Here is a 19,074-nt window from a genome sequence, read left to right as displayed (position 1 = left end):
GTCCGGCTCGACTTACGTACAATCGCCCGGTGACACGTATCGACCTGCACTCCCACAGCTCGGTCTCCGACGGCACCGATGCCCCCGCCGAGGTCATCGAGTACGCGGTCGCTGCCGGACTCGACGTACTCGCACTGACCGACCACGACACCGTCGGGGGGATCGAAGAGGCCGCCAGACACCTCCCTCCCCACTTCACTCTTGTTCCCGGGATGGAGTTGTCCTGCGCCTACCAGGGGTCCAGCGTCCACCTGGTCTGCTACCTGTTCGATCCGGACTCCCCGGGGCTCGACGCGGAACTGCGCAGGGTCCGCTCCGACCGTGCCTCCCGTGCCGAGGAAATGGTGTGCAAACTCCAGGAGCACGGCGTCGACGTGACCTGGGAGCGCGTGCTCCAGATCGCCGGGGCCGGTCGGGACGAGTACGCCGACGCCAACACCATCGGCCGCCCCCACCTGGCGCGCGCCGTCGTGGAGGCGGGAGCGGCCAAGGACGTACAGGACGCCTTCGACCGCTGGATCGGTTCCGGCGGACCGGCCTACGCGGCGCGGTACGCGATCGACCCGGTCCGCGCCGTGAAACTGGTGCGGGCGGCGGGCGGCGTGTGTTCGCTGGCGCATCCGGGACGTGCCGAGGGCGCCACCAACGGTGCCGTCCCCGTGGAGCTGGCCGAACGAATGGCCGAGGCCGGTCTCGGCGGGATCGAGGCCGACCACCCCTCGCACAACCGGCCCCAACGCAAGTTCTGGGGCGGGGTCGCCGCTGAGCTGGGAGTGGTGGTGACCGGGTCCAGTGACGACCACGGCGCCCTCACCGGCCACCGGCTGGGCTGCCGGACAACGTCCCCGGAGGCCTTCGACGAGCTCGTGGCACCCGCCACGGGTGCCCCTCTGGTCAAGGGGTGAGCGGTCCCCGTACCCCTTGAGGTTCGGTACGGTACGGACCACTGCGCGCGGACGCGACAATGGTCGCAGCGTTTTACCACCCATACCTGGACGAAAGGTCTGACGACGTGTTCTGGAAGCGGAAGTCGAAGAAGCAGGACGGCCAGGAGGCCACCGATTCCGCTGCGGAGGTCGCGGACGGCACGGAGGAGACCGACACCGACGAGGTCGAGACCGAGACTGCGGCCGAGGACTCAGGCGCCAAGGGCACGGAGTCCGCAGAGGACGCCGAGAAGGACGCCGAAGCCAGCGAGGGCGAGGCCTCCGACGACGCCGAGGAGAAGGCTGACGCGGACTCCGCGAAGGCTGACACGGAGGACGAGGACGACGAGGTCGAGGAAGTCGGTGTCTCCGGCCCCGACGCCGACGGCATCACTCGCGTACGCACCGCCGGAACCTTCGAGTTCGACGGCGAGAAGCACGACATCATCAGCAACACGTGGATCGTCGAGGCGGACAAGGACGGCGTCGTGGTGATCGACCCCGCCCACGACGCCGAGGCGATCATGAAGGCCGTCGGCGACCGCGAGGTCTACCTCGTGGCCTGCACCAACGCGTACAGCCCGCACATCGAGGCGGCGCTCACCATCGCCGAGGAGGCCGAGGCCGACATCGCCCTGCACCCCCGTGAGATGCGCGCCTGGCGCCGTATCCACGGCGCGGAGCACCGCCCTGAGATCGAGGTTGAGGGCGAGGGCGCCCTGGACATCGGTGACCTGCACGTCGATATCCTGGCCCTGCCCGGGACCGCTACCGGCACCATCGGCTACTACATCAGTCAGCTCGGCGTCGTCTTCAGCGGTGACACCCTGCGCAAGGGTGAGCCCGGCATGGTCGGCAACACCTACCTCGACTACACGACTCAGCTCGCCTCCATCGGCGAGAACCTGCTGTCCCTGCCGCCGACCACCCGGGTGCTTCCCGACCGCGGCCCCTCCACCACGGTGGAGGCCGAAGGGCGCAACTTCGACTCCTGGGTCTGAGCCGAGCCCCGGAACCACGCGCATCCGTGCCGTCGCCCCGCAAAGGGCGGCGGCACGCGGTGCTTGAGGGCTGCGGGTGTGCCGGCCGAGATCGGCAAGTGCCGCGTCAGTCGGGGCTTGCCCGCTACGGAGCGGCGTATCCAGTGGTGCTGGCACAAGGCCGAAGAAGGAGTTCCCCTACTGTGCGCTGCCTCGCAAGCTCGGCAGCATCGCACAGCGGGGGCCCGCCCGGGTTTGGCTGTCGACTGAGAGATGCGCAGTGCAAGTGCCGCTGGGGCGACGCGCAGCAGGGTATGTGTCCGCTGAACATGCCCTAGCGCCTGCCGACCGACTCGGTCTCGTTCCAGAATGCGGTCAGCGCGCTCGAGGTGGTCTCCGGCGCCTCCACATTGGGGGAGTGGCCCGCGCCTGGCACGACCAACCGCTTGGCGTTGAGGCGCTTGGCCATGTCGTCCTGGTCCGCCAGCGGCCAGGCGTCGTCGTTCTCCCCGTAGAGCACCAGCTTGGGAAGGTCCACCGCGGCCAGTTCGGCGACCCGGTCCGTGGTGCCCAGGAGGTCTTCGGCCATGCGCATGAGGCCCACGGCGCTGCTGGAGAGGAACCGCTCGCGGAGGAAGTCGACGACCTCGGGCCGATGCGAACGCTGCCGGGCCTCGGGCTCGAAGTGTTCGTCCCACAGCTCACGGAGCCGCTCGGCGGTGGGGGACATCGAGATCCCGGCGATGAGGTTGCGGGTCCGCGCCGCGCGCGCACCGCTCAACGCCCCGGGGCCGGAGCACATCAGGGTGAGGGAGGCCAGCGGCGACTTCTCGCTCAGCGCCGCATCACGGGAGACCAGCCCGCCGAAGGAGTGCCCCACCAGGTGGACGGGGCCGCCGCTGCCGACCAGGTCCAGAACCTCGGAGACGACGCCTCCCAGAGAGGAGATGCGGTAGTCCGGAAGTTCCACTCCGGGCGGCGGGGTGAGTGTTTCGGGGCCCGGCGAACCATAGGTGCCGGGCAGGTCGATCGCGACCACCTCCCGCCCGGCCTGGGCCAGGCTCTGAAGGAGGGCGATGAAGTCCTCCTTGCTGCCGCTGAAACCGTGCACCAGGACAGCAGGGGCCAACTCCGTGCCGCCGGACGTGGGCCGGGCCCGAAGTGCGGCAACCGGACCGTACGACAATCGCAGATCCGTGCGCCGCACACCCGGCGGCAGTTCGAGGAATTCAGGTGTACTCACGTCGGGCCACCCTAGGCCATCTTCGGCGAACTCGCCCTTGGGCGTCTTCGGCCTACTGGTCCGGAGGACCCGACGGGTGTCATGTGTTCTCGGGGTCCCGGCGCACACCGCCACGGGTGCGGCGACGGCGTCGGATCCTGCGGGCGCCCTCTCCATCGGAGGACTTCTCGGCCCCGTCCGCCGGGCGTTCGGAGGACGTCACCGCGGCCTTGTCCGCTGAACTCCCGGACTTGGCGGTGCTCTCACCGCCGCGGGTCCGCTTGCGGGAACGGTTGCGGCCGTTGCCACCGCGTCGACCGCCCCGCTCACCGCGCTCCTTGCGGTCACCGCGGCCTCGCCGGCCACCGCCACCGCCGACCCGCTGCTGGCCGGTGTCGCCGATGTCCTCGACCTCTTCGGCTTCCAGTCCGGCGTGCTCGCCGCGCTTCTCCACAGCGAGCTTGCCCTTGGTCCCCTTGGGAATGCTCAGGGACTCGAAGAAGTGCGGTGAGGTGGAGTAGGTCTCCTCGGGCTCGTGGCATCCCAGGTCGAGCGCGCCGTTGATCAGCTTCCAGCGCGGCATCTCCTGCCAGTCCACGAAGGTGACCGCGGTGCCCGTGCGCCCCGCGCGGCCGGTCCGGCCGATGCGGTGCGTGTAGGTCTTCTCGTCCTCGGGGGTCTCGTAGTTGACCACGTGGGTCACGTCGTCCACGTCGAGGCCGCGGGCGGCCACATCGGTGGCGACCAGGATGTTGATCTTGCCGTTGCGGAAGGCGCGCAGAGCCCGCTCGCGCTGGCTCTGCCCCAGGTCGCCGTGGACGGCCGCGGCCGCGAAACCACGGTTCTTGAGGTCGCCGGCCACGCGGTCGCAGGCGCGCTTGGTCTGGCAGAAGACCATGCTCTGGCCGTGCTCCTCGGACTGGAGGAGGCGGGCGAGCATCTCCGGCTTGTCCATCTGGTGGGTGCGGAAGGCATGCTGCGAGATCAGGTTGGTGATGGTCGAGCCATCGATCTCGTCGTCGTCGCCGGCCCGGACGTGGGTGGGCTGCCGCAGGTAGTTCCTGGAGAGTGTGACGATCTCACTCGGCATGGTTGCCGAGAACAGCATCACCTGGCGCTCGGTGGGGATCTTGGTGAGGATGCGCTCGATGTCGGGGAGGAAACCCAGGTCGAGCATCTTGTCGGCCTCGTCCAGGACCACCGCGGTGATCCCGTCCAGGCGCAGGTGCTTCTGGTTCTCCAGGTCGAGGAGGCGGCCGGGGGTACCGACGACGACGTCGACGCCCTCCTTGAGGCCGTTGATCTGGGGCTCGTAGGAACGACCGCCGTAGACGGTCAGGATGCGGCTGCCGCTGCGCTTGCTCGCTGTGGTCAGGTCCGCGGCCACCTGGATGGCCAGTTCGCGGGTCGGGACCACGACGAGGACGCGGGGCCGCTTGGACGTACCCGGGTTCGTCTGGGCCTCCTGGAGAAGAGGAAGCCCGAAGGCGAGGGTCTTGCCGGTACCGGTCCGGGCCTGACCGATGATGTCGTTTCCGGAAAGCGCGATCGGCAGGGCTAGTTCCTGGATCGGAAAGGGTTCGACGATCCCCTCCGCCTCGAGGGCGTCGGCGATCTCAGGGCTCACACCGAGGCCACGAAACGTGGTTCGGGGTGTCGTTGTCTCATCTGTGCTGCTCAGGGCTCAAGCCTCCATCTGGGCGGGCCGCAGCGTTGTTCGTGGCCGCGGCAGGGTGCGGTCGCGGTCGGTTTCTGGCCGCCGCGGAGGGCGCGGCTCACCCGGCCCCCGTTTTGACGGGGGATCCCGGTGGCGCTGCCGACTGGATCCGTGCGGTCCGGGGGGTGCCCTGATCGCGATGTCTCGGATCCATCCGCTGGTTGTCGTGTGCGGTGCGTAGCTGGGCGCGTGGGCCGTTGCTCCCTCACGCCGCACTGATCGTGAGGACACGTCGTGGCGTCCGGCTGGCATCTCCTGGCGCCCGGGTCCACGGCGCCGGAACACGCTCGCGGAAGGGCCCGCGTCGCGGGGCGCAGGACGCGGCGCTGGATAAGCACACGCCGGTCATCACGCTGAGTCTAGCTGTTGGTTCGCCTGGTGGACATAGCTGCCCACCGGCTGTGGACGGCGGAGACCTACCCGCCCCCGAGGCGTACAACCGCTCGTGAACTCCGTTTAGTCCAGGTTGGGGCCGGAAGGGCCTGGCGATACCCTGGCGGGCATGACCAATGGGCCCTCCGCCGACGTCGGCGTGATCGATCTGCTCGGACTGCTCGCCTATGCCGAACTCGGTTCCTTCTTCCGCCTCGCCGACGACGCCGGACTGGCGCCCTCGCTGCGGACCAAGGGGCAGCTGGCCGGCCTGGCCGCCACCGAACAGAGCCATTACCAGGCACTTCGTGATCGTCTGGTGGAGCTCGGCGTCGATCCGGAAGAGGCGATGGCGCCCTTCGTTACGCCGCTGGACGCCTGGCACGAGCGCACCGAGCCGCAGAGCTGGTTGGAGAGCCTGGTCAAGACTTATGTCGGTGACGGCATCGCGGGTGACTTCTATCGCAAGGTCGGTGAGTTGGCCGACGAGGGCACCCGTTCGCTCGTCGTGGACGTGCTCGCCGAGACCAGCCGGGCCGAATTCGTCGCCGGCCAGGTGCGTGCCGCCCTGGACGAGGACCCCAAACTGGCCGGTCGGCTGTCCCTGTGGGCGCGACGCCTGGTCGGTGAGGCGCTGAGCCAGGCCCAATCGGTGGCGGTGGAGCGGCCGCAGCTGGCCGCGCTCCTCGCCCGGGACACGCAGGTGAGGGCCGACGAGGGTGCGGGCGACTCGGGGCTTGGCGACCTCGCCGCGGTCAGCCGCATGTTCGCCTCGCTCACGGAGGGCCATGCGGCCCGCCTGTCCGCCATGGGGCTGGCCGAGTAGGGCCGGATCCGCCCCTTTGGGAGACTCTGGAGTCCTCCGGGCGCTTGACCGTTCCTTTGTCCCGCTTGGTCAAGGGCGGGTAATTTCCAACACATTCGTTACGATCCATTGGTCAGGTCCACATAGAGTCGATGGAGTTCCCCGTCTCCTGACCACGCGAGTAGGTACTTCCATGCCCCGTGGGACCTCCGTGCGCCACCCGCTGGCCGGACTCACCCGTGACTTCCACAAGATCGGCCCCCTCGACGGTCCGGTCGAACCCTGGATGGGCGCTGAACTGGACCAGCACGCCGCACAGGTGTGCGAAGCCATCGTCTCCGGCGGCGCCGAGCTCACCGCGAACAGTCTCGGAACTTACCTCCACGGCTTCCTCGACGGCTGCCTCGAGCGGGGCTGGGACTCCGAGGACGCGGACTACGACTGGGAGACCCTTCGTATTCTCTCGATCTGCCGCTTGGCGAAGGACCGCGGTTTCGTCCGCTAGGTTGGTGACGTCCGCAGGCGGGTGTGATCTACGACGCGAGCCTCCTCGCGCTCATCGCCCCACCGGTTCTCCGGCGAAAAGCCGTTACTGGGCGTAGGCTGAAACGTACCGGTGACTCCACAGCGGCCTACCCCGGCCCGGCTCGCCTTGGTGGAACCAGGGCCCTGCGGAATGCAACGTGGGATTCGCGGTGTTGTCAGGTCTCAGGCGGATCCCGGTCACCGTGACATGCGGAGCGGACGGACGAGCCGCGAGAAAGGAATGCGAATGAGGAGCGGTCGGCACGGGGCGGCGCGCCCACCGGTCGGCGTCCTGATCCATCAGGATCGCGTCGACTTCGCGCTTTTCGCACTGATCTTCGTCGTCGCACTCGCGTCGATGGTGTTCACCGGGCCCGGAAGCATTGTCTTCTGGTTGGCTTTCCTCCCGATGATCGCCACCGTCGTGCTCGGGTTTCGACGCGTTGAACACCTCGCGCGGCTGGAAGCGCGCGACTCGGAGTTTCTGTGACGGGATGTCGCAGAGGCGACACACGACGAGGGCGAGGCCGCACGGCCCCGCCCTCTCTTCTTACTCCGTCTGTTCCGTTCCCGCCTCCGGGGACTCGCACCTCAAGGCGCTGACGCCGCCTGAGGCGGCCCGTCGGCGGCCGCTCGGCTACGAGGTGGCCCCGCCGCCCCGGCCGCGCTGTCCTGGCAGGCTGGAGGCCTCCTCCTTGGCTCCCTCGTCGGTTGCGCGCTCTTCCTTGGCCTCGGTACCCGGACGGCTCATCGCGGCGTCCCGGCCGGCCTGGTAGCTGCTCTCGTCACCGATCCGGCCGGTCTCGCGCTCGGCCACCTCAAGCCAGTGCGACCAGCGGGACTGCATCGGCTTGATCAGACCGCCGCCGACACCGACGACCAGGATGCCGCCCACCGTGGCCAGCGCCGCGATCAGCACCGGCATGGTGACGGTCATGGCCACGCCAATCTGGTTCAGCGCCGCGATGGCACCAAGGGCCAGGACGGCCACGGCGGCCACGTTGGCCAGGACGCGTCCGTAGGACAGTCCGCCCAGAGCCCCCGTGATGAGATCCCGGGCGGCCTTGGCGATCATGGCCGCCACGACGACGATCACGAGCGCCACGATGCCGTGTGGAATCCAGGCGATGACATCGGAGAGCAGTGTGCTGACCGGGTTCGGTCCGAAGACGTTGAACGCGAACGTCAGCACGAACAACAGTCCGACGTAGTAGATGATCTTCCCGCACAGCTCACTGGCTCCCCAGCGGCCGCGCTCGAAGTACTCGCCCACACCACCGCGGTGCAGTGCGCGGTCCAGTCCGACGCTGTGCAGGCCCTTGCCGACCGCCTTGCCCACGAACCAGGCGATGATCCAGCCCAGAACCAGGATCACCAGGAAGCCGAGCAGCAGTGGCGCGAAACCCACGATCGACTGCCAGGCGTCCATCAGGCCCTGACCGATGTCCATACGTCTTCACCCCCGAATCGCTAGTTCCGCCATGTGCGCCGGTGAACGGCGACGAGCGGATACGGCGAAGAGAAGCGCGGTACTTCTCAGTTTCGCACTACCCGGAGAATGGATTTCGAACCTTGTGGCGCTCAGCGGCGGTGGTAATTGCCGAATATTTGAGAAATAATTGACTCGGTGTGGTGTAGTTTGTTGGCATTAGTCGAGATAATTCGCGGTTCCCTGAGAGGGAGAGGTAAAGGAAAAGTAAAACCCCCGGCGGCGCTCTCGCGCCACCGGGGGGCGTGTTCGCGGGGAGATCCGGTCTCCCGCGGTGTCAGTCCTGGGACTCGGCCTCATCGGCCGCCCGGGTGAGGTCCCAGCCGGCGAGCCCGCGCCAAGCCAGCCTGGCCACCAGCTGCTCGGCCGCCTGCTGGGGCACCGAGCCGTGGTTGTTCAGCCAGTACCTGGCGCTGGTCTCGGCCATACCGACCAGAGCGATGCTCAGCAGGTGCGACTCCTCGTCGGAGATGCTGGTGTCCTGGCTGATCACCTTGCCGATCAGCTCGGCGCAGCGTTGGAACGTCTGCTCGCTCTTCTCCCGTACAGCGGGCAGGTTGCGCAGGTCGGACTCGAAGACCAACCGGAACGCCTCACCGTCGCCCGCGACGAAGTCGAAGTACGCCTGGAAACTGGCGGCGACCCGCTGGCGGTTGTCGTCGGTGCTCTCCAAAGCCTCGCGCTGTTTCTCGACCAGGGCCTCGGAGTGTTCCTCCAAGAGGGCCAGGTAGAGCTCCAGCTTCCCGGGAAAGTGCTGGTACAGGACCGGTTTGCTGACACCCGCGCGGTCCGCGATCTCATCCATCGCCGCAGCGTGGTACCCGCGGGCGACGAAAACCTCCTGAGCTGCGGCCAGGAGTTGGCGGCGGCGCCTGACCCGGGGCAAACGGGTGCCCCGGGCGCGGGCGTCTGAAGGAGCTGTCACACCCACACCCTCCGAACTCGGCATGGCAGATGCACGCCATTCACCGGACATCTGCGTGGCTAACGCTGGCGGACGCTGTGGCTCTGGGGCGCGCCCGCAGCTTTTTTCCCATCTTACTCCTGCGTAAGTTCAGTGTGGGCAGCATGACGTGAACGCTGGTCCCCGAAGGCCGTGGCCGAAAACCTGCCGCGCAGGTGGGAAGGGGCAGGGAACGGGTGTCGAAGAGCCGAATACACACGGCCCGCGTTCACACTGCGGGGTGCTCAGCGGCGCTCGTCGTCGTCCGAGCCGACCTCGCGTGCCTGCTCGATGACGTCCGCCTCGCTGGCCTGGTCGAACACGTCCGCGGAGGCCTCGTCCACCCAGTCCTCACGGCCGTCGTCGCTCGCCGCGGTGCGCTGTTCGGCCGCGTCCGCCTCGGGGACGGCAGTGGCCGGGTCCTCGTCCTGCGGGCCGGTGCGCCGACTGTCCGCACTGTGATCGGAAGATGCCACGGGGTCCTCCCTAGCGTTGTCGCGGAACGTATGAGTGAGAGTACCCCCGAGGTGTTCCAGCGGCCGGGAACCTGTGCGGAATGAACCCGCGGTCCACCGTGGTTGAGGAGGTCGGGGTGGCCCGGCAAAGCGATACGGGTCATGCCTCCCCGGGGTGGGAATGGAAAACCCCACCCGTTAGGTTGGGTATAAGTGAAAGCAGCTTCGCGCGATGCCACAGCCCCCTCGCGGGTGGACGCGAAGCGACCCGAACATTCATGAGGAGTCACCGTGTCGCTGCCGCCGCTGGTCGAACCAGCCGCCGAGCTGACCGTGGACGAGGTGCGCCGCTACTCGCGTCACCTGATCATCCCCGACGTGGGCATGGTCGGCCAGAAGCGCCTCAAGAACGCCAAGGTGCTGGTCGTTGGCGCGGGCGGTCTCGGTTCCCCGGCCCTGCTCTACCTCGCCGCCGCGGGTGTGGGAACGCTCGGCATCATCGACTTCGACGTCGTCGACGAGTCGAACCTCCAGCGCCAGATCATCCATGGCCAGAGTGACGTCGACCGACCCAAGGCCGAGTCCGCCCGGGACAGCATCAAGGAGGTGAACCCCAACACGGAGGTGATCCTGCACCTGGAGCGCCTCGAGTCGGACAACGCGTTGGAGATCCTCGCCGACTACGACCTGATCCTGGACGGCACCGACAACTTCGCAACCCGTTACCTGGTCAACGACGCGGCCGTCATCCTGAACAAGCCCTACGTGTGGGGTTCGATCTACCGCTTCGACGGCCAGATCAGCGTCTTCTGGAACGAGTACGGTCCGCAGTACCGCGACCTATACCCCGAGCCCCCGCCGCCCGGAATGGTCCCCTCCTGCGCCGAGGGCGGCGTCCTGGGCGTGCTGTGCGCTTCGGTCGGTTCGGTGATGGTCAACGAGGCCATCAAGCTGATCACCGGTATCGGTGACCCGCTGGTCGGCCGCCTCCTCATCTTCGACGCCCTCGAGATGTCCTGGCGCGAGGTCAAGGTCCGCAAGGACCCGGACACCGAGCCGGTCACCGAGCTCATCGACTACGAGGCCTTCTGCGGCGCCGTGTCCGAGGAGGCCACCGAGGCCGCCGCGGACTCGACCATCACGGCCCCGGAGCTCAAGGAGCTCCTGGACAAGAAGGCCGACGAGGTCTTCCTCGTCGACGTCCGGGAGAAGAACGAGTACGAGATCGTCAACATCCCCGGGGCGACGCTCATCCCCAAGGGTGAGTTCCTCAACGGCAAGGCCTTCGAGCAGCTGCCGCAGGACAAGCGCGTCATCCTGCACTGCAAGTCGGGTGTGCGTTCTGCCGAGGCCCTGGCCGCGGTCAAGGACGCCGGGTTCTCCGACGCCGTCCACGTGGGCGGCGGCGTCCTGGCCTGGGTCAACCAGGTCGACCCGGAGCTGCCCACCTACTAGGGGCGGTACGGCTGCCCGCCTGAGCGGGAGTGGTCGGACCTTGCGGACGGCGTCGGGTTTCCCGGCGCCGTCCGTCATTTCCGCCCGGGTGCTTTCCGCGCTGACCCCTATCCGCGGTCCGAAGTGGGTAGATGTCACTCACGGGTCGCGGCGCCGACCACCGGCGCGCGTCCCCGCCGCAAGGAGGTGGCGTTATGCGTGAGAAGGGACGCTGGGCGGACTGGGCCGCGGTCGTACTCGGGCTCGCCGTGGGGTTCAGCTGGATCTGGCACGGGATGCTCGGCTTCTCCGGGGGAGTCTTCTTCATCCTCGGGTTGGTGGCCATCCTCGCCGCCGGGGTCTCACTGACCCGCCCGGGGGCGGTGTCGAGCGAGGCCGGGGTCTTCGCCGCGGGAGCGCTGATCTTCGCGCTGCCGTGGCTCCTGGGGTTCACCCACATCTTCGAGGCCGCACTGTCCGCGTGGGTCGGCGGCGGTGCCATCGCCCTGTTGGGCCTGGTCGGGTTGGCCATGGCCAACCAGGCCCGCAAGCGCGACCCCGAGTCGGCATGGACCACCCACAGCATGGGGGTGTCCTCGCGGACTCCCTGACTGTCCACCCGCACACCGGAGCCGCCCTCGCCACACGGGGCGGCTTCGTCGTTACCGGGCCCTAGGGCGTGTTCGGCGGACACATACCCTGCTGCGCGTCGCCCCAGCGGCACTTGCACTGCGCATCTCTCAGTCGACAGCCAAACCCGGGCGGGCCCCCGCTGTGCGATGCTGCCGAGCTTGCGAGGCAGCGCACAGTAGGGGAACTCCTTCTTCGGCCTTGTGCCAGCACCACTGGATACGCCGCTCGCGACGCGCAGCATCCACCGAACACGCCCTAGGCTTCGCTGTATGCCTGAGGAACCACACCCCCGCGAGTCCGGCGGCGAGCACCCGGCGGAGGTCGTCGACGACTCCGTCGACGACTACACAGAGGAGGTCCTCTCCGTGGTGGAGCGGATCCCGCCGGGCCGGGTGATGAGCTACGGCGACATCGCCGAGTACGTGGGCCGCGGCGGGCCGCGGCAGGTGGGCGCGGTCATGTCCCGATGGGGCGGTGCGGTTCCTTGGTGGCGGGTGGTGCGCGCGGACGGCCGCCCCGCAGAGGGGCACCTCGTCCGTGCCCGATCCCACTACGCGTCCGAGGGCACCCCGATGCGCCCGCGCAGTGACCGTGTGGACATGCGCGAAGCCCGATGGGACGGGGAAGCTGAGGCTGAAGAGCAGTCCGTCCCCTCCCCTGACGTCCGGTGACGTCCGGGATAGTCATCCACCTCTGGTGAACTGGTGACGTGAACACATCCCCGTACCGCCTAGTGCGGCGCGCCCACCAGGTGCAGCCGCCGCCGGTGCTGGACGAGAACCAGCAGCGCGTGGTCGACCACCCGGGCGGGCCGCTCCTCGTGCTGGCGGGCCCCGGGACCGGCAAGACCACCACCATCGTCGAGGCCGTCGTCGACCGCATCGAGAACCGGGGCGTCGACCCCTCGCGTGTCCTGGTGCTCACCTTCAGCCGAAAGGCCGCCCAGGAACTGCGCGAGCGGATCACCGCCCGCCTGCGGCGCACCACCCGCGAGCCCCTCGCGCTGACCTTCCACAGCTACGCGTACGCCCTCATCCGGCGCGAGTTCCAACGCATGGGCGACCTGCCGCCCCGGCTGCTCTCCGGCCCCGAACAGCTCATGGAGGTGCGCGAACTGCTGTCCTGGGAGTCCCGGGACGGCGCGCACGGGTGGCCCGAACGGTTGCGCCCGGCGCTGGAGACCCGCGGCTTCGCCGAGGAGCTGCGCGACTTCCTCATGCGGGCCCAGGAACGCGGGCTCGGCCCCGAACAGCTGGCTGAACTGGGCCATGAGCGCGGCCGCGACGACTGGACCGCCGCCGCGGGGTTTCTCGCCCGCATGAACGGCCGCTTCGACATCGCTCCGGTCCCCACACTCAACTACGCCGAGCTGGTGCGCGTAGCTTCGAACATGCTCGCCGACCCCGAGACGCAGGAACGCGAGCGGGCCGCCCACGAGGTGGTGTTCGTGGACGAGTACCAGGACACCGACCCGGCCCAGGAGGAACTCCTGCGCGCCCTGGCCGGGGACGGCCGCGACCTCGTCGCGGTCGGCGACCCCGACCAGTCCATCTACGCCTTCCGCGGCGCCGAGGTCCACAACATCCTCGACTTCCCCAACCGCTTCCCCACGGTCGAGCGCGCCGACGCACCGGTCGTGGCCCTGCGTACCTGCCGCCGCAGCGGATCGGCCCTGCTCGCGGCCTCGCGCGGCCTCACCCGCCGCCTGCCCGCCGTCTCCTCCGCGAGCGGCCAGGTCAACGCCCACCGCGACCTCACCCCGGCCGAAGGCGTCCCCGACGGTGAGGTGCACGTCCTGATGGCTGAGAGCGCCACCCAGGAGGCCGCGGTCATCGCGGACACCCTGCGCCGCGCCCACCTGGTCGACGGTGTCCCGTGGTCGGACATGGCGGTTCTGGTGCGCTCCTCCAGCCGCCAGCTCCCCGTTCTTCGGAGAGCTCTCACCGCGGCCTCGGTGCCGGTGGTCGTGGGCTCGGACGACCTCCCCGTCGCCGCCGAACCCATCGTCCGCCCCCTGCTGGGGCTCGTGCGCTACGGCCTGCGCCCCGAGGACCTGGACGACGACTCCGCGCGCGAGCTCCTCATGAGCCCGTTCGGTGAGGCCGACACCGTCCGGCTGCGCCGCCTGGTGCGTGCCCTGCGCCGTTTGGACCTGGACCGTGCCGGCGACGCGGAGGAAGGCGCGGACCCGGGTTACCGCCCCTCCGCCCGGCTCTTGGTGGACGCGCTGCGCGACCCGCGCGAGCTCACTCTGGTCGACCCGGCGGTCGCCGCGCCCGCGAACCGGGTGGCCAAGGCCCTGCGGACCGTGCGCGACCTCACCGCGAAGGGCGCCGACGCGGAGCAGGTGCTGTGGGAGCTGTGGCGCGACAGCGGCCTCGCCGACCGCCTCCTGCGCTCCAGCCAGGACGGGGGCCGCCGCGGAGCCGCGGCCGATCGCGACCTTGACGCCGTCGTGGCCCTGTTCGAAAGTGCCGCCCGCTACTGCGACCGCCTGCCGCCCGGCAGCCCCGGCGGTTTCCTCGATGACCTGGCGGCCCAGGAGATCCCCGGTGACAGCCTCGCTGAACGCGCCCCCGAAGGCGAGGCGGTGCGGATCCTCACCGCGCACCGATCCAAGGGACTGGAATGGGGACTGGTGGTGGTCGCCGGGGTCCAGGAAGGCGAGTGGCCCGACCTGCGCTTGCGTGGTTCCCTGCTCGGGGTCGAGGAGCTCGTCGACGCCCGGAGCCACTCGGCGGACACCTTCGGTGCCGCTCTGGCCTCCAAGCTCCTGGACGAGGAGCGCCGGCTCTTCTACGTGGCCCTCACCCGGGCCCGCCGCACCCTCTACGTCACCTGTGTGGGGGGTGACGACACCGACGAGCGCCCCTCCCGGTTCCTCAACGAGACGGGCGCGGGCGCCCCGGAGCCGATCAGTACCGGCCGCCGCTGGCTCTCCCTGCCGGCACTCGTCGCCGACCTGCGCTCGGTGGTCACCGACCCCGACGCGCCCGAGCCGCTGCTCGACGCGGCCGCGGCCCACCTGGCGCGCCTCGCGCAGGACGGTGTCCGGGGCGCCGACCCCGCCGAGTGGTACGCGCTCACACCCTTCACCGACGCGCGACCGCTCTCCGACGAGGAGGACACCATCCGGGTGTCGCCCTCGCAGGTGGAGAGCTTCACCAACTGCGAGCTCCGCTGGCTGCTGGAGCGTGCCGCCGGCGCCTCCTCCGGGGACTCCGCCTCAGCGTTGGGCACCGTGGTGCACGCCGTGGCGGTCCTGGTTGCTCAGGGCAGCACCGCCGGGGAAATCGAGACACGGATGGACGAGATCTGGGCCGACCTGGACTTCGGCGGTCCCTGGCAGTCGGACAAGCAGCGCGACCGCGCCGACGAGATGGTCCGCAAACTCCTGGACTGGGACACCGCCAACGAGCGCGAGCTGGTCGTCACCGAGGAGGGATTCAAGGTGGATGTCGGCGGCATCGAGATCACCGGCCGCGTCGACCGCCTCGAACGCGACGACCGGGGCCGTGCCGTGGTGGTGGACATCAAGACTGGCGGCATGAAGGCCGACGACCTGGGCCGCCACCCCCAGCTGGGCGTCTACCAGATGGCCGTGCTCAAGGGTGCCTTCGCCAAGCTCGGCCTGGCCGATCCCGGCGGCGCCGAACTCGTCCAGGTCGGTAAGGCGTCACTCAGCAAGAAGGCGCGCGAACAGGTCCAGCCCCCGTTGGGCGAGGACCCCGATCCCGAGTGGGCGCAGACCCTCGTGCGCGAGGTCGCCACCGGTATGGCCGGAGCCCGGTTCGCCGCCACCCGCAACACCGGATGCAACTCGTGCGCGGTACGCGCATGCTGCCCGGTCCAGGACGAGGGCCGACATGTCTGAACCCATCCACGAGACACCGGAGAACCTCGGGCCGCGCCTCAGCCCCGCTGAGCTCGCCCGCCTCCTCAAACGGCCCGAACCCACGTCGGAGCAGGCCCAGGTCATCTCCGCGCCGCTGGAACCCGGCGTGGTCATCGCCGGGGCCGGTTCGGGAAAGAGCGAGACCATGGCCTCCCGCGTGGTCTGGCTGGTCGCCAACGGGCACGTCCGGCCCGAGCAGGTCCTCGGCCTGACCTTCACCCGCAAGGCCACCGCGGAGCTCGCCGACCGCGTCCGAAAGCGCCTGGAGCAGCTGCGCGAGACCGAGCTGTTCCCCGAGGAGCTGCTGGACGGCGAACCCACCGTCTCCACCTACAACGCCTACGCCGGACGCATCGTCGCCGACCACGCCCTGCGTGAAGCGGTCGAGCCCACCTCGCGGCTGCTCAGCGAAGGCCAGTCCTGGCAGCTGGCCGCACGCATCGTCGGTGAGTACGACGGCCCAATGGAGCACGTCAACGTCGGTGCGGACACTGTTACCCGGAGGATCCTGGACCTGTCCGGGCAGATCGCCGACCACCTCAGCAGTACCGACGAGGTGCGCGGTATCGGCAAGTGGATCCAGGGCGAGCTGGACCGGATGACCCGCAAACCCACCAAGGAGACCCGGGACCTGGTCGAGACCCAGCGGCGCAGGGAGGAGTTCCTCCCGCTGATCGACCGGTACAGCCACGCCAAGCACATGCGTGAGGCGATGGACTTCGGCGATCAGATGGCGTTGGCCGCCCGTATCGCCCAGCGGCACCCCGAGGCCAGCCTGATCGAGCGCGGCCGCTTCCGCGTGGTGCTTCTGGACGAGTACCAGGACACCAGCCACGCGCAGCTGGAGCTGCTCCGGCACCTGTTCGGTGACGGGCACCCCGTCACCGCCGTCGGCGACCCCTGCCAGTCCATCTACGGGTGGCGCGGCGCGATCGCCGCCAACCTCACCGGATTCCCCACGGATTTCCCGGTCGCGCCGGGACGGCCCGCCCCGGTCCGTCGGCTGTCCATCAGCTTCCGCAACGGCCAGCGCGTCCTCGACGTCGCCGAACGGATCTCCGAGCCGCTGCGCGCCGAGGCCACCGACGTGCCCGTCCTGCACCCGGGGCCGTCCCGGCGGGGCAGGGGCACCGCGCTGGCCGCACTGTTCACCACGGAGACCGAGGAGGCGGCGTGGATCGCCGACCAGGTCCGGCGCCTGGTCAGGGCCACCGCCGACGACCCCGGGGGGCCGGTGTTCGCCCCCGACTTCCAGGCCTGGCCCGAAGGCGAGTCAGGCGGAGCCTCCGACGGCGCGGTCAGCCCGGGTGACATCGCGATCCTGTGCCGAAAGCGCTCCCAGTTCCCGCCGCTGCGGGAGGCCCTGGAAGCGCTCGACATTCCCGTGGAGGTCGTGGGGCTGGGCGGGCTCATGCTCGTCCCCGAGGTCCGCGACATCATTGCCACCCTGCGCGTGGTGCACGACGCCTCGGCGGGGAACGAGCTGGCCCGCCTGCTCACCGGGCCGCGATGGCGGATGGGTCCGAGGGACCTGGCGGCCCTTGGATCCCGGGCCAGCGAACTCGCCCGGCACACCCGCCGCGACCTCACCGGCCCCGCACCCGAAGAGGACCCGGAGGCGACCGACGACCTCCTGCGCCGGACCGTCCTCGATCTGACCGCCGAGAGCGGCAGTCTCGTGGACGCAGTCGACGATCCGGGCCCGGCCGGGAACTACTCCGAGGCCGCCTATGAGCGCCTGGGCCGCCTCGCCGAGGAACTGCGTTCCCTACGCAAGCTCGTCGGCCAGCCCCTGCCCGACCTCATCACCGAGATCGAGCGCATGCTGGGACTCGACATCGAGGTGGGCTCGCGCACCCACCGCGATCCACTGTCGGCCCGGGCCGACCTCGACGCCTTCGTCGACCACGCCGTCCGCTTCGTCGGCAACAGCGAGGATCCCAGCCTCGGGAGTTTCCTGGGCTACCTCAATGCCGCTGAGGAGAACGAGAGCGCGCTCAGCCCGGGAGAGCGGGTGGGCGGCTCCGACAGCGTCAAGCTCATGACCATGCACGGCGCCAAAGGGCTGGAGTGGCCGGTCGTCATCGTTCCCGGGGTCAGCGCGGGGAAGAAGGCGCCGCTGTTCCCGGCCAAGCCGCGGGACGCCCACGCCTGGGTGAAGGCCGACCACCTGCTGCCGTACCGGTTGCGCGGGGACCGCCGGAGCCTGCCCGAACTCAAGGGGGTCGACAAGGAGTCGATCGCCGAGTTCAGGGCGGCCGAGGACGCCCGCCACCTGATGGAGGAGCGCCGCTTGGCCTATGTCGCGGTCACGCGGGCCTCCTACGCGCTGGTCTGCACCGGCCACTGGTGGGGCCGGACGGGGACCACGCCGCGTGGTCCGTCCGAGTTCCTGGAGGACGTCCGCGCGGCCTGCGACAACGGCGCCGGGACCGTCGTCCGGTGGGCCCCTGCGCCGGACCCGGAGGACACCAACCCGCACGATGAGGAGGAGTCCTCCGCCGTGTGGCCGCCAGCCGAGCTGCCCGCGTTGGAGTCCGGAGAGCGTCTTGAGAGCACCGATGGGAGCCCTCGGGAAGCCGACCCCGTTGAGGGGGCCGAGCCGGACGGTCGCCGCGCCCAGATCCTCGCCGGGGCCGAGCGGGTCGAGCGTGCCCGGGCCCGGATCCGCGCCGGTGATTCAGTCGGGCCGACCGCGCCACCCGAGCGCCTGCGCCGTCGCCTCCAAGGCTGGGAACGGGACACCGAGCTGCTCCTCGCGCACCGCGAGCGCGCCGCATCGGGGCCCGGGGAAGGCCCGATCCAGGTCGAACTGCCGGACCACCTGTCGGTCTCGTCCATGGTGTGGCTGGCCCGTGATCCGTCCGCCCTGGCCCGCCAGATCCGACGGCCCCTGCCGAGACCGCCGGCGCCGCACACGCGCCGAGGCACGGCTTTCCATGCCTGGCTCGAACAGCGCTTCGGCCAGAACGCCGCGCTGCTCGACGAGCTGCCCGGGGCCGCCGACGACACGGCGGGGGAGGACCAGGACCTGACCGAACTCCAGCGGATGTTCGAACAGAGCGAGTGGGGTGCCCTCGTACCGGTCGAGGTGGAGGTGCCTTTCGAGACGGTCATCGGGGACCGGCTGATCCGGGGGCGTATGGACGCTGTCTTCCACGACGGGGACACTGGGCGCTACGACGTCGTGGACTGGAAGACCGGTCGCCCACCCGGAAACGACGCCGAACGCCGCGCTGTGGGCGTGCAGCTCGCGGCCTACCGTCTGGCCTGGGCCGACCTCGCCGGGGTGCCGCTGGGGGAGGTCCGGGCCGCTTTCCACTACGTCAGGGCGGGGGAGACCGTGCGCCCCGCCGACCTGCTGGACGCCGAAGGGCTGGCCGCGCTGATCACCGGTGTTCCCGAACCGGACTGAGTCAAGGGTGAAGGTAAGTGAGGTGAAGGTAAGAGGGGGGAGAGGAGGACGAGCCGCTGTGGTCAGGGGGTGGTGCTCTGTGCTCTGGGACCAGGCTCGGGACAGTCTGGGGCGTTCGGGGTTGCCTGCTCTGGTGGGGGTTGCCTTTCGGGGTGGGGTTCCCTCCTTTCCCGCCGCCCGATTGTGGCCGTCTCCGCTGCGCGCCTCAAGGTCGTCGCCATCGAGCGCTTCGCGCGTCAACGGCGCTCCACCTTGACCCGCTC

15 protein-coding genes are annotated in these 19,074 nt (G+C 69.8%); 10 read left to right on the top strand and 5 right to left on the bottom strand.

The window, feature by feature from the left end; all coding sequences use genetic code 11:
• The first annotated feature begins 29 nt into the window (after nucleotides 1–29).
• Together ACYVD1_RS22460 and ACYVD1_RS22455 are read left to right on the top strand one after the other, a co-directional pair.
• Nucleotides 30–905 (top strand): PHP domain-containing protein, encoded by an 876-nt coding sequence (locus ACYVD1_RS22460; protein ID WP_460776238.1) that lies wholly within the window; start codon nucleotides 30–32, stop codon nucleotides 903–905.
• Between the two features lie 107 nt (nucleotides 906–1,012).
• Nucleotides 1,013–1,927 (top strand): MBL fold metallo-hydrolase, encoded by a 915-nt coding sequence (locus tag ACYVD1_RS22455; protein ID WP_460776236.1) that lies wholly within the window; start codon nucleotides 1,013–1,015, stop codon nucleotides 1,925–1,927.
• 313 nt (nucleotides 1,928–2,240) lie between these two features.
• Here ACYVD1_RS22455 and ACYVD1_RS22450 read toward each other — a convergent pair whose 3' ends face one another.
• Entirely contained in the window at nucleotides 2,241–3,149 is a 909-nt protein-coding gene (locus tag ACYVD1_RS22450) for an alpha/beta fold hydrolase (RefSeq protein ID WP_460776233.1), read from the bottom strand.
• A gap of 79 nt (nucleotides 3,150–3,228) precedes the next feature.
• Nucleotides 3,229–4,755 carry a DEAD/DEAH box helicase gene (locus tag ACYVD1_RS22445; protein WP_460776230.1) on the bottom strand — a complete coding sequence of 509 codons (1,527 nt, stop codon included), beginning with the start codon at nucleotides 4,753–4,755 and terminating at the stop codon, nucleotides 3,229–3,231.
• A 592-nt stretch (nucleotides 4,756–5,347) separates the two neighbouring features.
• On the opposite strand from ACYVD1_RS22445, the gene ACYVD1_RS22440 reads away from it, so the two are divergent.
• From ACYVD1_RS22440 to ACYVD1_RS22430, 3 genes are all read left to right on the top strand, one after another.
• Nucleotides 5,348–6,043, top strand: a complete 696-nt coding sequence (locus ACYVD1_RS22440) for a ferritin-like fold-containing protein (protein ID WP_460776227.1) — start codon at nucleotides 5,348–5,350, stop codon at nucleotides 6,041–6,043.
• Nucleotides 6,044–6,215: 172 nt separating this feature from the next.
• Complete coding sequence (locus ACYVD1_RS22435; protein ID WP_460746282.1) at nucleotides 6,216–6,527, top strand: DUF6401 family natural product biosynthesis protein; 312 nt, start codon at nucleotides 6,216–6,218, stop codon at nucleotides 6,525–6,527.
• Between the two features lie 267 nt (nucleotides 6,528–6,794).
• A complete protein-coding gene (locus ACYVD1_RS22430) occupies nucleotides 6,795–7,037 on the top strand; it encodes a hypothetical protein (RefSeq protein ID WP_460746638.1) in 243 nt (80 codons plus the stop codon).
• A gap of 147 nt (nucleotides 7,038–7,184) precedes the next feature.
• Here the strand turns inward: ACYVD1_RS22430 and ACYVD1_RS22425 are convergent, their stop codons facing one another.
• From ACYVD1_RS22425 to ACYVD1_RS22415, 3 genes are all read right to left on the bottom strand, one after another.
• Nucleotides 7,185–7,997 carry a mechanosensitive ion channel family protein gene (locus ACYVD1_RS22425; protein ID WP_460776223.1) on the bottom strand — a complete coding sequence of 271 codons (813 nt, stop codon included), beginning with the start codon at nucleotides 7,995–7,997 and terminating at the stop codon, nucleotides 7,185–7,187.
• 316 nt (nucleotides 7,998–8,313) lie between these two features.
• Nucleotides 8,314–8,961 carry a TetR/AcrR family transcriptional regulator gene (locus tag ACYVD1_RS22420; RefSeq protein ID WP_460776221.1) on the bottom strand — a complete coding sequence of 216 codons (648 nt, stop codon included), beginning with the start codon at nucleotides 8,959–8,961 and terminating at the stop codon, nucleotides 8,314–8,316.
• 263 nt (nucleotides 8,962–9,224) lie between these two features.
• Nucleotides 9,225–9,455: a hypothetical protein gene (locus ACYVD1_RS22415; protein WP_460776217.1), complete on the bottom strand. Its 231-nt coding sequence runs from the start codon at nucleotides 9,453–9,455 to the stop codon at nucleotides 9,225–9,227.
• Nucleotides 9,456–9,725: 270 nt separating this feature from the next.
• Here ACYVD1_RS22415 and moeZ point away from each other — a divergent pair, with 270 nt between their 5' ends.
• The 5 genes from moeZ (at nucleotide 9,726) to ACYVD1_RS22390 (ending at nucleotide 18,811) form a co-directional block, all read left to right on the top strand.
• Nucleotides 9,726–10,889, top strand: a complete 1,164-nt coding sequence (gene moeZ / locus ACYVD1_RS22410) for an adenylyltransferase/sulfurtransferase MoeZ (protein WP_460776215.1) — start codon at nucleotides 9,726–9,728, stop codon at nucleotides 10,887–10,889.
• Nucleotides 10,890–11,083: 194 nt separating this feature from the next.
• Nucleotides 11,084–11,479, top strand: a complete 396-nt coding sequence (locus tag ACYVD1_RS22405; RefSeq protein WP_460776212.1) for a hypothetical protein — start codon at nucleotides 11,084–11,086, stop codon at nucleotides 11,477–11,479.
• A 291-nt stretch (nucleotides 11,480–11,770) separates the two neighbouring features.
• On the top strand, nucleotides 11,771–12,172 hold the full coding sequence (locus ACYVD1_RS22400) for an MGMT family protein (protein ID WP_460776209.1): 402 nt from the start codon (nucleotides 11,771–11,773) through the stop codon (nucleotides 12,170–12,172).
• Between the two features lie 62 nt (nucleotides 12,173–12,234).
• Complete coding sequence (locus tag ACYVD1_RS22395) at nucleotides 12,235–15,375, top strand: ATP-dependent helicase (protein ID WP_460776318.1); 3,141 nt, start codon at nucleotides 12,235–12,237, stop codon at nucleotides 15,373–15,375.
• Entirely contained in the window at nucleotides 15,368–18,811 is a 3,444-nt protein-coding gene (locus tag ACYVD1_RS22390; RefSeq protein ID WP_460776207.1) for an ATP-dependent helicase, read from the top strand. Before ACYVD1_RS22395 ends, ACYVD1_RS22390 begins: the two co-directional genes overlap by 8 nt.
• The last annotated feature ends 263 nt before the right edge of the window (nucleotides 18,812–19,074 follow it).

This window comes from Nocardiopsis nanhaiensis, from assembly GCF_054778635.1.
The sequence above is the reverse complement of the archived record's forward strand: the minus strand, read 5'-3'. Positions and strand labels throughout refer to the sequence as shown.